The organism is Methylobacterium sp. NMS14P, from assembly GCF_028583545.1.
In the GTDB taxonomy this organism is placed as follows: Bacteria; Pseudomonadota; Alphaproteobacteria; order Rhizobiales; family Beijerinckiaceae; genus Methylobacterium.
In genome coordinates this window covers 6,039,287-6,052,317 of record NZ_CP087106.1, presented here as the reverse complement: position 1 = coordinate 6,052,317, position 13,031 = coordinate 6,039,287, and the positions used below count along the sequence as shown (strand labels likewise).

The following is a 13,031-nucleotide window of genomic DNA, read 5'->3' as shown; positions in this document are numbered from 1 at the left end:
CATCCCGCCGGCCGGGACGGGGTGTCGCGTCCCGGCCGGCGCGGATCGTCAGATCTGGACCTGCCCGCCGTCGGCGAACAGCTCGACGCCGTTGACGAAGCTCGCCGCGTCCGAGGCGAGGAACAGCACCGCCTGGGCGATCTCCTCGGGCCGGCCGACGCGGCCGGCCGGGATCTGGGCCGCGAGGAAATCCTTGGTGGCCGCCGCCTGATCGCCGCCGCCGAAGAGTTCGTCGAGGCCGGCGGTCTCGGTCACGCCCGGACTGATCGTGTTCACCCGGATGCGCCGGTCCTTCAGGTCGAGGATCCAGTTCCGGGCGAAGTTGCGCACCGCCGCCTTGGTGGCCGAGTAGACGCTGAAGGCCGGCGTGCCCGCGCTGCCGGTGGTCGAGCCTGTGAGCACGATGGCGGCCCCGTCCCGCAGCAGCGGCAGCGCCTTCTGTACGGTGAAGAGCACGCCCTTCACGTTGGTGTCGAAGGTGCTCTGGTAGTGCGCCTCGGTGATGGCGCCCAGCGGCGCGAAGGTGCCGCCGCCGGCATTGGCGAAGACCACGTCGATCTGCGCGTGCTTCTGCTGGACCGCGTCGTACAGGCGGTCGATGTCGGCGAGGTTCGCCATGTCGCCGCGCACGCCGGTGATCCGGCCGCCGATCCGCTTCACCGCCGCGTCGAGCGCCTCCTGACGGCGGCCGGTGATGAACACCGAGGCACCCTCGGCCACGAAGGCTTGGGCGGTCGCGAGGCCGATGCCGCTCGTCCCTCCGGTCACCACCACAACCTTGTCCTGAAACCTGCCAGTCATCGTCGTTCTCCGTTGTTCGGCACCGTGTGCGCCGCTGTCCAGAGAGATGCTGCCGGAACGATGATGCGGGTAGTCGGCGAATGTGGCACTCAGCGTTCCACGGGAGGAACGATGGTCCGTGCCGATCTCAACGACTACGTCTACTTCGCCGAGGTCGTCGCGCACGGCGGCTTCGCTGCGGCGAGCCGGGCGCTGCACCAGCCGAAATCGAAGCTGAGCCGCCGCGTCGCGGCCCTGGAGGCGCGCCTGGGCGCTCGCCTGATCGAGCGGTCGAGCCGGCGCTTCCGCGTGACCGAGGTCGGCCAGGGCTTCTACGAGCGCTGCCGGGCGATGATGCTGGAGGCGGAGCGGGCCGAGGCGCTGGTCGCGGAGGCGCAGACCGAGCCGCACGGGCGGATCCGCATGAGCTGTCCCACGGGCCTCACCGACATCGTCGCCGCGCGCGTCCGCGGATTCCTCGTCCGCTACCCCAAGGTGAGGCTGCAGCTGGTCGTGACCGACCGGCCCGTCGACCTGATCGAGGAGCGGATCGACGTGGCGCTGCGGGTGCGGCGGGACCTGACGAGCGACGCGTCGCTGACCATGCGCACGCTCGGAACCTCGCGCTGGATCCTGGTCTCTGCCCCCCAGGTCGCGCACGGTCTCGGCCCCGACATCGCCGCGCTCGGCGCGGTCCCGACCCTCGGCACCCGCGACGATCCGGGCGAGGCGGAGTGGCGGCTGGAGCACCGTGACGGCGCGGTCTTCACCCTGCGCCACGAGCCGCGTTTGACCTGCGGCGACTTCGCCGCGCTGTGCGACGCGGCGGCCGACGGCCTCGGAGTCGCGTTCCTGCCCGACCACGCCTGCACCGACGCCGTCGCGGCGGGCCGGCTCGTGCCGGTCTATCCGGACTGGCAGGGTCAGCCCGGGATCGTGCACATCGTCTTCACGACCCGGCGCGGGCTGCCGCCGGCCGTGCGCGTTCTGATCGACCACCTCGCGGCGACATTCCCGAGGCTGTGAGGCGCGCGGCCTAGTACCCCCGCGCCGCGTCGACGCCGTCCGGCACCCGGCCGGTCCGCCGATAGGCCCGCAGGTTGGCCGCCACCGTGGCGGCCGCCGAATCCATGTCGGTCGGCCCCGAGACGTGCGGCAGCACCGTCACGCCGGGATGGGACCACAGCGGCGACTCCGCCGGCAGAGGCTCGACCTCGAAGACGTCGAGCACCGCGTGGGCGAGGTGGCCCTTGTCCAGGGCGGCGATCAGATCCTCGGTGACGACGATCGGACCGCGGGCGAAGTTGATCAGCGCGGCGCCTGGCTTCAGGGCGGCGAGGCGCTCGGCGTTCACGAGACCCCGCGTCTCCGGCGTCAGCGGCACGAGGCAGATGAGGATGTCGCACCGGCCGAGCATCGCCGGGAGGCTGTCGGCGCCGTGGAACGCCTCGAGGCCCGGCACCGCCTTGGGGCTGCGGCTCCAGCCGACGACGCGGAAGCCCGCGCCGGTGAGCCGCTCCGCCGACGCGGTCCCGAGCGCCCCGAGGCCGAGCAGGCCCACCGTCGTGTCGGACGGCTTGCGGTAGGCGTGCGGGCGCCAGACCCGGTCGCGCTGCTGGCGGGCGTAGGCCGGCATGTCGCGCTGGAGATAGTAGGTCCAGGCCAGCACGGCCTCGGCCATGGTGCGGGCCATCTCGCGGTCGACCAGGCGGACGATCGGCAGCGGCCGGTCGAAGGCGCCGACGAGCTTCTCGACCCCGGCCCAGAGGCTCTGCACCCAGACGAGCCCCGGCAGCGCCGCGACCTCGGCCGGATCGGGGTTGGCCACGACGGCGACCCGTGCGGCCGTCCGGGCCGCGTCGTCCATCGTCCTGAACGGGATCAGGCGCTCCTCGGGCATGGCCGCCGACAGGATCCGCAGATACTCCGCCTCCTGATCCGGCCCCTTGCACCCGACCAGGGCGATTGCCTCCGCCATCCGCGTCCTCCGCACCGTACCGTTGAGCCCGTCCACACGCGGACGAAGCAGGCGCTGTGCCTGACGGGATCCGGATCGTCGAGACGGGTCGGGCGCCGGCGCCGTCAGCGCGCCTCGATCAGCGCCGGGTAGACGAGGCGGACGTTGCGACGGTCCTCGGGAATCGCGGTCTCGGCGCGCCTGCGGATGCTGCCGGTCGTCGCTGCGACTACGGGCTCGGTCGGCCGCAGGCGCCAGCGCTCGGCCGCCTGCATCGCGACGCGGGGCTTGGGTCGTTCGAGGTGCCGGTCCGCCCCCTCGGTGGGGACCGTGGCGAGCCCGCCGAGCGTCATGGCGGCCAGCAGGGCGTAGCGGAGCTGGGATCGGCGGGAACGGGCGGAGCAGGAGGACATGGGACGGGCACCGAAGAGACCTCCCTGTTCTGCGCGGCGCACGTGAAGACGAAATCGAACCGAATCGATTTCCAACCCTTTCCCAACACCTGCCTACGGTCGCGGTAAATGCCCGCTGTCCAGGCACGGTAAACACTTGGAACTGGAGGACACGCGGACATGGCGAGCAAGGTCGAGGGGGGATCCGGGACGCCGGAGCGCGCGGAGATCGGCCGCGTGATCGACACCGACATCTCCGCGCGTCTGGACCGGCTGCCCTGGGGCCGCTTCCACGTCCTGGTGATCGTGGCGCTCGGCATCACCTGGGTGCTGGACGGCCTCGAGGTGACGCTCGCCGGCTCGCTGGTGGGCGCCCTGCGCCAGCCCCCCATGTCGTTCTCGGAATTCGACGTCGGGCTGGCGGCCTCCTGCTACCTCGTGGGTGCCGTCACCGGCGCGATCGGCTTCGGCTGGCTCACGGACAGGATCGGTCGGAAGAAGCTGTTCTTCATCACACTCGCCCTCTACCTCGTCGCCACGGCCGCCACCGGCCTGTCGTGGAACATCTGGAGCTTCTGCTTCTTCCGCTTCCTCACGGGCGCGGGGATCGGCGGCGAGTACACGGCGATCAACTCGACCATCCAGGAGCTGGTCCCGGCCCGGGTCCGCGGCTGGACCAACCTCGTCATCAACGGCTCGTTCTGGATCGGCGCGGCGCTCGGCTCGTTCATGTCGATCGTGCTCCTGAAGCCCGAGGTGATCGATCCGGCCTGGGGCTGGCGCGTCGCCTTCTTCACCGGCGGCGCCATCGGCCTCGTGATCCTGCTCCTGCGCACCTGGATTCCCGAGAGCCCGCGCTGGCTCGCGACCCACGGCTACGCGGCGGAGGCCGACCGCGTCGTCACCGGCATCGAGAAGCGCTTCACCGACGAGGGCGTCACCCTGCCGCCGGTGGACGAGAGCAAGCGCATGAAGGTCCGCACCCGCGACCACACCCCGCTCTCCGAGGTGTTCAAGGCGCTGTTCGTGACGAGCCGCAAGGAGACCATGGTCGGTCTCGCGCTGATGATCGCGCAGGCCTTCTTCTACAACGCGCTGTTCTTCACCTACGCGCTGGTGCTGGAGCGCTTCTATCAGGTGCCCGGCAACCATGTCGGCTGGTACCTGCTGCCCTTCGCGCTCGGCTCGTTCCTCGGCCCGCTGCTCCTCGGGCGGCTGTTCGACACGATCGGCCGGCGCAAGATGATCGCCTTCACGTACGGCATCTCCGCGCTGCTCCTCGCCGGCGTCGGCATGCTGTTCCGTCTCGACGTGCTCGGGCCGGTCGGCCAGACCGCGGCCTGGATGGTGGTCTTCTTCTTCGCCTCGGCGGCGGCGAGCTCGGCCTATCTCACGGTCTCCGAGACCTTCCCGCTGGAGATCCGGGCCCTGGCGATCGCGGCCTTCTACGCGGTCGGCACCGGCATCGGCGGCGTCTCGGGCCCGCTCCTGTTCGGCTCCCTGGTCGAGACCGGCTCGCGCGACTGGGTACTGTTCGGCTACGGCATCGGGGCCGTGCTGATGTTGGTCGCCGCGGTGGTCGGAGGCATCTGGGGCACGGCCGCGGAGGGCAAGTCCCTGGAGGAGGTGTCGAAGCCGCTGGCGGCGGCCTGAGGGCCAGTCCGCGGAAACAACCGCCCTCGGGCGCGGGGCGGGGCCGCCGGGCCTCGCTCCGCATCGCGCCCGGCGCGGTCGCGGTCTGTCACGCCTCTTTGCGCCACACCTGCCCGTGGTAGACGAACTTGGCGCCCTCGTTCGCCAGCGCCGCCAAGCCCCGGAAGGCGGGGTCGTGGACGGTGATCACGCTGGTCGGGATCCGGCGCATCATCTCGGCGAAGGGCGCCTTCTTCTCGAAGGCGGTGCGGAAGCCGCTCTCCTCGAGCACCTTGAGGATCCGGGGCGCGATGCCCCCGCCGATATAGACGCCGCTCGTCGCCAGGAAGGTCAGCGCGAGGTCGCCGCAGACGCGTCCGAGCACCCGGCCGAACAGCTCGAGCGTCTCGGCGGCGTGCGGATCGGTGGCGTTGAGACCGGCCTCGGTGACCGCGGCCGGCTCGATCTTCTCGTGCGGCTGCCCGGTCCGGACATGGGCGACGGCCGCGTGGAGCCGCGAGAGGCCCGGCCCCGACAGCACCGTCTCCACGGTGATCCGGTCCTCGACCCGCTCCAGCGCGTGCCAGACCTTCTCCTCGAAAGCGTCGGCCGGGCCGATATCGGTGTGGCCGATCTCGGTGGACACGATGGCGAGATGCGCCGCGTAGGGGACCAGAGCCGCCGCGCCGAAGCCGGTCCCGGGGCCCAGCACCACCCGGGCGCCGCCGGGCACGGGCGGACATGGCCCGACCGGCGTGAGGTCGTGCGGCTCGATATCGGCGGCGCCGGCCGCCACCGGCACATAGTCGTTGACGACCGTCGCGGAGGAGAGACCGAAATCCTCGGCGATGCGCTGGCCCGCGATCTTCCAGTGCGCGTTCGTCAGCTGGATCTCCGGCCCGTCGACCCGGCCGGCGATCGCCAGGATGGCCGAGCGCGGCGCCGGGCCGCCGCCCTTGGCGAGCGACGCCTTGATGGCGCTCGACGGGTCGGGATGGTCGGCGGTGGCCTCGTGCGCGAGGAGGCGGGGCTGGTCGCCGGCCTTCTCGATCAGACCGAACCGCGCGTTCGTCCCGCCGATGTCGCCGACCAGAACCGGAAACTCGAACATCGCAACTAGCCCCTGCTCTCTGGTCCGCCGCGACGGGACTCGCGCCCGGCACGGCTCCGGCGATTCATCGGCCGCGCGACCCCGCGCGGGCAAGTCCCAATCGGCGGCGTCCGCCGCTCAGGACGGCGCGATCGTCTTGTCACGCGGCCGGCCGATCGCGCCGAGATGGGTATCGCCGAAGCCGCTGCCGTATTTGAGACCGTAACCGAGGGCGCGGTCGAGGCCGATATGGGCCAGCCAGATGAGGACCGGCCCAACGGCCTCGGGACGGCCTGAAGCGATCGCCAGGGACAGGCCGACGAGCGGCAGCGCGAGCGTGTGGGCCGCGTTGTAGAGCACGGCGCCGACCAGGGGTCCTGCCGCGTAGCCCAGCATGCTCAGGTCGGGGACGAAGAGCAGCGCTGCGAACAGCCACCAGGAATGCCCGAGCCAGGCGTAGCCGGTCAGCGCGCCGGCCAGGATACAGGCGCCTTCCAGCCGCAGCAGCAGGCGCGGCCAGCCCGCGACGGAACGACCCGACATCGCGATCTCCCTTGAGCGGCGCCCGCGGCGACGGCGCGGCGGGTCAGGCCGGCGGCAGCGCGTCCGGGTCGATCGCCCCTCCTGCGGCCCAGTTGCTCAGCAGGGCGCGGACGGCGGCGGGGTCGGGCAGGCGTCGCCGGGCGACGGTCTCGCCGTCCCCGACGCGCACCGCGACGCCGCCGTCCTCGTTGACCGACGCGAAGGCGATCTCGTCGGTGCGGTCGTCGCCGAAGAAGACGGGAATCCGTCCGGCATAGGGCGCCTGCGCCATGAAGGCCCGGATCGCGTGGGCTTTGGTGGCCTGCGCGGGGACGATCTCGCCGACCGCCTTGCCGAGCTGCAGCCGGTAACCGGCGCCGAGCGCCTCCGCGGCGCCCTTCACCAGCGTCTCGGCCCGAAGGGCATCGTCCGGGCTCGCGAGCCGCCAGTGGACGGCCACCGAGGCGCCCTTGTCCTCGATCAGGACCTGCGCCAGCGCGGCGGTCTCGGCCTGCAGGCGCGCGACCTGCCTGCGCAGGTCGGGGTGGTCCTCCGCGCGGCCGCCCGTGAGCGCGCCGTCCACCCGGCGCTCCACGCCGTGGAGACCGGCCGCGTCGAGGCGCGCGGGCGCCAGGAAGCCGTCGATCACCGTGACGGGTCGGCCGGTGACGATGGCGAGGGCGCCGTCGAGGCGCGCCCGGAGCCGCTCCAGATCTTCCACGAGGCCGGGCTCGACCCGCACGGCGTCCGGACGCGGCGCGATCTCGGCGAGCGTGCCGTCGAAGTCGAGGAAGAGGGCGATGTCCATCGCGGGCGATCCCGGGCTCGAGTGTCGGCGACGGGCTAGCACGGGCGCGCCGGACGACAAACGCCGGCAGCAGTGCCCTATCTGGATCCGCACTGGCACGTCACGAGGTTTCCATGCGGGGATCGCCCCTCCGACCCGTTCCCGATCCGGTCAGCCCGGGCGAGGAGAGCGTCTGGAACTATCCGCGGCCGCCGCGGCTGGAATCCGTCCCGGACCGGCTGAGGGTCGTGCTCGGCGGCCGCGTCATCGCCGAGACGGGCTCCGGGTTCCGGGTGCTCGAGACCTCGCACCCACCGACCTACTACCTGCCGCCCGCCGACATCGCGGACGGGACGCTCGTGAACCGGCGGCGCGGCGGAATCTGCGAGTGGAAGGGTCAGGCGGTCCTGTTCGACGTGCGCGGCGGCGACCGTCTCGTGCCCGGTGCGGCCTGGACATACCCGGATCCGACCCCGGATTTCCGCGCGATCGCCGGCTACGTCGCGTTCTACGCCGGCCCGATGGACGCCTGCTTCGTCGGGGCCGACTCGGTGACGCCGCAACCGGGAACCTTCTACGGCGGCTGGATCACGCCCGGCATCGTCGGCCCGTTCAAGGGCGGCCCCGGGTCGATGGGCTGGTGATTTCGTCCCCCGCCCCTTCTACGCTTCCGGAAAACCACGACGAGGAGACCGCATGAGCGCGCTGACCGAGACCGATCCGACGGGCGCCGGATTCAGCCCGGAGGGGCTCGCCCGGATCGTGCCGTGGATGGACCGGCTCGTCGGCGAGGGCCGGCTGGCCGGCCTGTCGGTCACCGTGTCGCGGCGCGGGCGCGTCGCCTTCGCGCGCGCCTGCGGGCAGGCCGACCTCGCCCGGGCGACGCCGTTCACCCTCGACACGGTGACCCGGATCTACTCGATGACCAAGCCGCTGACGTCGGTCGCGGTGATGCAGCTCTACGATCAGGGCCTGTTCCAGCTCGACGATGCGATTTCCCGGGTCCTGCCCGAATTCGCCGAGATGCGCGTCGCTGTGGGCGGCAACCGGGCGAAGCTCGAGACCGAGCCGGCCCGCCGGGCGATCACCGTGCGGGACCTGCTGACCCACACAGCCGGGCTGACCTACGGCTTCATGGAAGCGACCCTGGTCGACGCCCAGTACCGCGAGCAGGGCGTGGACTTCCTGGCGCGCGAGGGCACGCTCGCCGAGATGACCGCGCGAGTGGCGAAGCTGCCGCTCCTCGCCCAGCCGGGCAGCGCCTGGAACTACAGCGTCGCCACCGACGTGCTCGGCCAGTACGTGGCGGCCCTGACCGGCCGCCCGTTCGCAGACCACCTCCGCGAGGCGGTGATCGGCCCCCTCGGCATGGTCGATACCGACTTCCACGTGCGGCCCGAGCTGATGCCGCGCTTCTGCGCCACCTACGCGTACGATCGCGCGCGGCAGTTGCGCCTGTTCGACGATTCCGTGGAGACCGCCTTCGCGCGCCCGCCCGCCATCGCGTCGGGCGGCGGCGGCCTGGTCTCGACGGCGGCGGACTATCAGCGCTTCTGCCGGATGATCCTCAACCGGGGCACCCTCGACGGCGCGCGCCTCCTGGGCCGCAAGACGGTCGACCTGATGCTGGCGAACCACCTGCCGGGCGATCTCGCAGCGATGGGCACGCCGCGCTTCGCCGAGACCTCCTACACCGGCATCGGGTTCGGCCTGGGCTTCTCGGTGATGCTCGACCCCGCCCGGGCCCAGATCCTCGGCACGCCCGGCGAGGTCGCCTGGGGCGGCCTCGCCTCCACGGCGTTCTGGATCGACCCCGCCGAGGACCTGTCGGTGGTGCTCATGACGCAGCTCGTTCCGTCCTCGGCGCTGCCGATCCGGCGCGAGCTGCGCGTCCTGACCTACGCGGCCCTGGCCGATTGACGGCCGACCGCGCGGGTGGTGCCGCTCACTCCTCCTTGGGGCCCTCGGAGGCGGCGGGCTTCTGAGCCGGCTTCGCGCCGGCCTTGGCGGTCGGCTTCGGGGCGGCGGTGGCGTACTCGGGATCGCTGCGCGGGCCGTTCGCGCCGTTGGTCGGGCCGGGAAGCTGGCCCGGCGCGAGATCGGTCACCTTGGTCCAGGTCTGCGACTTGCACAGGAACGCGATCAGGCAGCCGCGCACCGTCAGCTCGCCGGGCGTCTCGGTCCAGATCGTGACGTCGTAGGACTTGCCGTCCTCGGAATTGTAGATCTTGCCCTCGTAATGGGCGTCGGCATTCGGCTTCAGGCCCAGGATCAGCTGGTGACCGAGGGACGGCCGAGCCTGCTTCTTGGGATCGGGGTTCTTGAAGTCGATCCGCGCCTCGCCCTTGTCGTTCAGCGGAACCTTCAGCCACACCACGTAGCCGCAGAGCCGGTCACCCGCGGTCCCGCACTTCTCGAGGCGCACGCGCGCGCGGCCGTCCTCGGTGAGATAGGTCCCGCTGGGATCGGTCGGCGTCTTGGCCTGGGCCGTGCCCGCCAGCGCCGAGAGCGCCAGGATCGCGAGCGGAGCAACCCGGCGACCGATCGATGTAAACCGCATACCCGAACTCCCATCCCTCGCGAGTCGTGATGGAGCCTTGACCGCCCGCCCTCGCGTAAACCGCTTCCGCGCGCGGAAAGATCGCTCCCTCCGCGTCATCGCGCCCGCGCCGCACCGAGAACCGGACAGCGTGCGCGTCATACCCGCCCTCTCCCGCGCGAAGTTGTCCGCATCATGACAACTCAGCCGGGGCTCCTGACCAGAATCGATCGCGCGATACTGGGACTGGCAAGCGATTGACCGTCAGATCCGCGTCGGCGGAAGGCTGCGGCCGGGTCCGAGAGCGCGCTGCATCAGCGTCACGTCGAGCCAGCGCCCGTGCTTGTGGCCGACACCCGCGAGGGTTCCGACGGGCGTGAAGCCGAGACTCGCGTGCAGCGCGATCGAGGCGGGAGAGCCGCTGTCGGCGATGATGGCGACCAGGGTCCGGCAGTCGATCTGCTCGCTCGCCGCGATCAGGGCCGTGAGCAGCCGCCGGCCGACTCCGCCGCCGCGGGCCGTCCGGGCGACGTAGATCGAATCCTCCAGGGTCGAGCGATAGGCGGCGCGCTGGTGATAGGGCCCCGCATAGGCGTAGCCCGCGACCGTGCCGCCCCGGTCGGCCACGAGATAGGGGAAGCCGCCGGCGCGCAGCACCTCGAAGCGGCGAGTCATCTCTGCCAGTGTCGGCGGCTCCGTCTCGAAGCTGGCCGTGCTGCTGGTGATGGCGTCGCCGTAGATCGTCGCGATGGCGGGAAGGTCGGCCTCCGTGGCCGGGCGTATCACGTCTGTCACGGACGCAAATTAGGCGAAGCCGCGTGGCTCCGGCAATGCTCTCTGCACGGGCCGGGCGAGGCCTGGTCCCGCGGATGGTGCTCGAGCCGCGGCGGGATCGGCGCCTCGGCGCAGATCCCGCACGACTGGAGCGCGCGACGCCTTACTCGGCCGCCGACATCTCGGCCGTGAAGTGGCCGCACCAGTCCTTCGAGGCGACGACCGGCCACAGACCCTTCGACTCGGGGGCCGGCTGGCTGACCGGAGGATTGAAGCGGCAGAGGCCCTCGTCACCCTTCGCCTGGGCGCCGTTGAGCTTGTGATCGTCGAAGAAGCGGCAGCTTTCGCAAGCGGCGTTCGCGGAACCGGCCATCGGGTCTCTCCATCGGGTGTCTCGGGTGGTGGGATCGCGTCGGCAGCTCGCCCTCCACAGTTCTTAATTAGAATAGCTCGAAAGTGAGGTCAACGGTCGGCTCGCGGAGCCTGCGATGGCCGGACCGGGCGGGGCTGGGCCGAGCGGACGCGGTGCGACAGGCTGAAACGCGCCGACGAGGGCGACGAGGAGGCGCAGGTCGCCCGGGTCGGCTGCCGCTGCGACGGCGATTCGTCATCACGGTGAGGACGTCGAGCATCCCGCGCTCGACCTCAGCGCCCTGCGATCCGGCATAGTCCAGCACCGTGGCCCAGAACGCAGCGAAGCCGGATTCCCGTCGGGAATCCGGCTTCGGAGAAGCGGCGATGATCCGGTCATCGCCGTCGTGGGCTGATCCAAGCGCCGTCGACGGAGACGGCTTCGGATCGGTCAGCCCTGCTTGGCCTTCTTGTTGGCGTTGTGGTGACCGATCGCGCAGCCCGCAGCGGCGCCCATCTTGCCGTGCCCGGCCACATGTCCGGCGACGCCGCCGACCACGGCGCCCTTGAGGCAGCCCTTCGCCTGGGCGGGCGCGCCGGTGACCAGGCCCGCGATGGCCAGGGCAGAAACGAGTGCGATCCGATTCGTCATCGAGAGTTCTCCTGTCGTTCGTGCGGCAACGGCCGGGCGGGCCGACCCGTTCCGCCGCCGGGACGGTGCCGCGCACCCTTGGGGACCGAGCTTCGTCAGCGCGCGAGCCCGGCCACGAGCCGCACGAGATCCGACTGGCGCGTCGCTCCGGTCTTGGCGAAGATCGCCTTGAGCTGCGAGCGCGCCGTCGCCGCGGTGATCGCGAACCGCGACGCGGCCTCCGCCAGGGAGGTTCCGCCCGACAGCGCCTGCGCGAGTCGCGCCTCCGCCGGCGTCAGACGGTAGGCCGCCTGGAGGATCGCGGTCGCGGGTGCGGCCGGGGTCCCGGGAACGCTCCCGAGGAGCAGCGTGCTCGCACCGGCGAACAGGCCGCGGCTCGGCCCGACCAGCGGCACGACGTGGATCACGATCGGCGGCCCGTCCCGTCGCGCCGCGACGACGGCGGAGATCGGCGGCCGACCGAAGGGCCGCGCGAGCGCTTCGAGCTGCCGCGCGACGTCCGGGTCCTCCGCGGTGAGGCGGCCGCCCGCGAGCTTCAGGTCGCGACCCAGGAGGGCGCCGAACGCGTCGTTCCAGCGAAGTGCCCGACCCTCGGCGTCGAGGATCAGGGCGGCGCGGTCGATCAGCTCGAAGGCCTGCGTCAGCCCCGCGAGCCGGGCCCGCTCGACCATCGACGTCAGCAGGCCCGCGCGCTGCAGGAGGGGCGACAGGGTCGCGAGGCGCCGCTGCTCGTGCGGCTCGTACGGCCCCTGCTCCACGGTCCGCTGCAGCGAGAGACACCACAGGCGCCCCTTCACGGCGAAGCCGATGCCGGCGAACCAGCGCAGGCCGCGGGAGGCCAGCAGGTCCTGGTAGAAGGGCAGTCGCGCGATCTCCTCCGGGGTGGTGAAGTCCTGATCGACCGCGATCCCGCGCGTCCGCATGAGCGGGATGCCGCGGAGGCGATGGTCGTCGCGGTGCCAGCCCTCGTCGAAGTAGCGGCGCGAGGCGTCCGCGAGCGAGGCGGTGCAGAGCGATTCGAGGCCGGTCCGGTCGGAGCGCAGCAGCAGGGCGCCCTCGCTGCCGGATGCTCGCACAACGCGCTCTGCCAGGTCCGGCCAGCGCGCGGGGTCGACCACCGCCTCCTCGAGATCCTCCCGGAAAACGGACTCAAGGTCATCGTGCAGGCGGGCGAAGAGATCCGGTCTCACGCCCGACATGTCGCCCGCCTCCCCCGTGACGGATACTGCCGCGCGACCGCGGCCCGCCGAACTTTCACCCTCGATCCGTACGGCTCCATACCGTCGAACTATAGATCAGGTTTTTAAATCCGAGCAAGCAGCCGGCTATTTACAGCTTTCGGCCGGCAGCCGGCGCGGGACTTGTCGGAACAGGCCCCCGCCGCGAGGGCAGCCGCGCGCCGGGCCGCCGACGATAGGTCGGCCGACACACATGGCGCGGTCCGTGGGTGAGCCTCGATCCGGGGCGGGCACGCCCCCGCCGACCCGGCCACGGCTCAGCACTTTGCCACGGCTTGCCAGACACAACTTCTGATAGAGTTGCCGTGAGCCGGGTT

15 protein-coding genes are annotated in these 13,031 nt (G+C 71.7%); 4 read left to right on the top strand and 11 right to left on the bottom strand.

Annotation, left to right across the window (positions count from 1 at the left end):
* Positions 1-48: 48 nt before the first annotated feature.
* Entirely contained in the window at positions 49-801 is a 753-nt protein-coding gene (locus LOK46_RS28840; RefSeq protein ID WP_273561714.1) for an SDR family NAD(P)-dependent oxidoreductase, read from the bottom strand.
* 111 nt (positions 802-912) lie between these two features.
* On the opposite strand from LOK46_RS28840, the gene LOK46_RS28835 reads away from it, so the two are divergent.
* A complete protein-coding gene (locus tag LOK46_RS28835) occupies positions 913-1,806 on the top strand; it encodes a LysR substrate-binding domain-containing protein (RefSeq protein WP_273561713.1) in 894 nt (297 codons plus the stop codon).
* A 10-nt stretch (positions 1,807-1,816) separates the two neighbouring features.
* On the opposite strand, the gene LOK46_RS28830 is transcribed toward LOK46_RS28835, so the two are convergent.
* Positions 1,817-2,758 (bottom strand): 2-hydroxyacid dehydrogenase, encoded by a 942-nt coding sequence (locus tag LOK46_RS28830; RefSeq protein WP_273561712.1) that lies wholly within the window; start codon positions 2,756-2,758, stop codon positions 1,817-1,819.
* Between the two features lie 104 nt (positions 2,759-2,862).
* Positions 2,863-3,150 (bottom strand): hypothetical protein, encoded by a 288-nt coding sequence (locus LOK46_RS28825; RefSeq protein WP_273561711.1) that lies wholly within the window; start codon positions 3,148-3,150, stop codon positions 2,863-2,865.
* 159 nt (positions 3,151-3,309) lie between these two features.
* Here LOK46_RS28825 and LOK46_RS28820 point away from each other — a divergent pair, with 159 nt between their 5' ends.
* Positions 3,310-4,782 (top strand): MFS transporter, encoded by a 1,473-nt coding sequence (locus LOK46_RS28820; protein ID WP_273561710.1) that lies wholly within the window; start codon positions 3,310-3,312, stop codon positions 4,780-4,782.
* Between the two features lie 88 nt (positions 4,783-4,870).
* Here LOK46_RS28820 and LOK46_RS28815 read toward each other — a convergent pair whose 3' ends face one another.
* From LOK46_RS28815 to otsB, 3 genes are all read right to left on the bottom strand, one after another.
* The gene (locus tag LOK46_RS28815; RefSeq protein WP_273561709.1) at positions 4,871-5,872 is read right to left on the bottom strand and encodes a glucokinase; all 1,002 of its coding nucleotides are present in this window, start codon (positions 5,870-5,872) and stop codon (positions 4,871-4,873) included.
* Positions 5,873-5,989: 117 nt separating this feature from the next.
* Complete coding sequence (locus LOK46_RS28810; protein ID WP_273561708.1) at positions 5,990-6,394, bottom strand: DUF4260 domain-containing protein; 405 nt, start codon at positions 6,392-6,394, stop codon at positions 5,990-5,992.
* A 43-nt stretch (positions 6,395-6,437) separates the two neighbouring features.
* Positions 6,438-7,181: a trehalose-phosphatase gene (gene otsB / locus LOK46_RS28805; RefSeq protein WP_273561707.1), complete on the bottom strand. Its 744-nt coding sequence runs from the start codon at positions 7,179-7,181 to the stop codon at positions 6,438-6,440.
* Positions 7,182-7,294: 113 nt separating this feature from the next.
* On the opposite strand from otsB, the gene LOK46_RS28800 reads away from it, so the two are divergent.
* Together LOK46_RS28800 and LOK46_RS28795 are read left to right on the top strand one after the other, a co-directional pair.
* The gene (locus LOK46_RS28800; RefSeq protein WP_273561706.1) at positions 7,295-7,804 is read left to right on the top strand and encodes a DUF427 domain-containing protein; all 510 of its coding nucleotides are present in this window, start codon (positions 7,295-7,297) and stop codon (positions 7,802-7,804) included.
* Between the two features lie 52 nt (positions 7,805-7,856).
* Positions 7,857-9,080, top strand: coding sequence for a serine hydrolase domain-containing protein (locus LOK46_RS28795; RefSeq protein WP_273561705.1), 1,224 nt, complete (start codon positions 7,857-7,859; stop codon positions 9,078-9,080).
* A 25-nt stretch (positions 9,081-9,105) separates the two neighbouring features.
* Here the strand turns inward: LOK46_RS28795 and LOK46_RS28790 are convergent, their stop codons facing one another.
* The 5 genes from LOK46_RS28790 to LOK46_RS28770 all read right to left on the bottom strand — a co-directional run bounded on the left by LOK46_RS28790 (position 9,106) and on the right by LOK46_RS28770 (position 12,675).
* On the bottom strand, positions 9,106-9,720 hold the full coding sequence (locus tag LOK46_RS28790) for a DUF2147 domain-containing protein (protein WP_273561704.1): 615 nt from the start codon (positions 9,718-9,720) through the stop codon (positions 9,106-9,108).
* Positions 9,721-9,963: 243 nt separating this feature from the next.
* On the bottom strand, positions 9,964-10,494 hold the full coding sequence (locus LOK46_RS28785; RefSeq protein ID WP_273561703.1) for a GNAT family N-acetyltransferase: 531 nt from the start codon (positions 10,492-10,494) through the stop codon (positions 9,964-9,966).
* Positions 10,495-10,636: 142 nt separating this feature from the next.
* Complete coding sequence (locus LOK46_RS28780) at positions 10,637-10,846, bottom strand: hypothetical protein (protein ID WP_012322376.1); 210 nt, start codon at positions 10,844-10,846, stop codon at positions 10,637-10,639.
* A 429-nt stretch (positions 10,847-11,275) separates the two neighbouring features.
* Complete coding sequence (locus tag LOK46_RS28775; RefSeq protein WP_273561702.1) at positions 11,276-11,476, bottom strand: hypothetical protein; 201 nt, start codon at positions 11,474-11,476, stop codon at positions 11,276-11,278.
* Positions 11,477-11,571: 95 nt separating this feature from the next.
* Positions 11,572-12,675 carry a helix-turn-helix transcriptional regulator gene (locus tag LOK46_RS28770; protein WP_273561701.1) on the bottom strand — a complete coding sequence of 368 codons (1,104 nt, stop codon included), beginning with the start codon at positions 12,673-12,675 and terminating at the stop codon, positions 11,572-11,574.
* Positions 12,676-13,031: the final 356 nt, after the last annotated feature.

Bases quoted from the DNA above. Each gene is read 5' to 3' on its own strand.
- LOK46_RS28840 (WP_273561714.1), bottom strand. From the start codon at position 801: ATGACTGGCAGGTTTCAGGACAAGGTTGTGGTGGTGACCGGAGGGACG.
- LOK46_RS28835 (WP_273561713.1), top strand. From the start codon at position 913: ATGGTCCGTGCCGATCTCAACGACTACGTCTACTTCGCCGAGGTCGTC.
- LOK46_RS28830 (WP_273561712.1), bottom strand. From the start codon at position 2,758: ATGGCGGAGGCAATCGCCCTGGTCGGGTGCAAGGGGCCGGATCAGGAG.
- LOK46_RS28825 (WP_273561711.1), bottom strand. From the start codon at position 3,150: ATGTCCTCCTGCTCCGCCCGTTCCCGCCGATCCCAGCTCCGCTACGCC.
- LOK46_RS28820 (WP_273561710.1), top strand. From the start codon at position 3,310: ATGGCGAGCAAGGTCGAGGGGGGATCCGGGACGCCGGAGCGCGCGGAG.
- LOK46_RS28815 (WP_273561709.1), bottom strand. From the start codon at position 5,872: ATGTTCGAGTTTCCGGTTCTGGTCGGCGACATCGGCGGGACGAACGCG.
- LOK46_RS28810 (WP_273561708.1), bottom strand. From the start codon at position 6,394: ATGTCGGGTCGTTCCGTCGCGGGCTGGCCGCGCCTGCTGCTGCGGCTG.
- otsB (WP_273561707.1), bottom strand. From the start codon at position 7,181: ATGGACATCGCCCTCTTCCTCGACTTCGACGGCACGCTCGCCGAGATC.
- LOK46_RS28800 (WP_273561706.1), top strand. From the start codon at position 7,295: ATGCGGGGATCGCCCCTCCGACCCGTTCCCGATCCGGTCAGCCCGGGC.
- LOK46_RS28795 (WP_273561705.1), top strand. From the start codon at position 7,857: ATGAGCGCGCTGACCGAGACCGATCCGACGGGCGCCGGATTCAGCCCG.
- LOK46_RS28790 (WP_273561704.1), bottom strand. From the start codon at position 9,720: ATGCGGTTTACATCGATCGGTCGCCGGGTTGCTCCGCTCGCGATCCTG.
- LOK46_RS28780 (WP_012322376.1), bottom strand. From the start codon at position 10,846: ATGGCCGGTTCCGCGAACGCCGCTTGCGAAAGCTGCCGCTTCTTCGAC.
- LOK46_RS28775 (WP_273561702.1), bottom strand. From the start codon at position 11,476: ATGACGAATCGGATCGCACTCGTTTCTGCCCTGGCCATCGCGGGCCTG.
- LOK46_RS28770 (WP_273561701.1), bottom strand. From the start codon at position 12,675: ATGTCGGGCGTGAGACCGGATCTCTTCGCCCGCCTGCACGATGACCTT.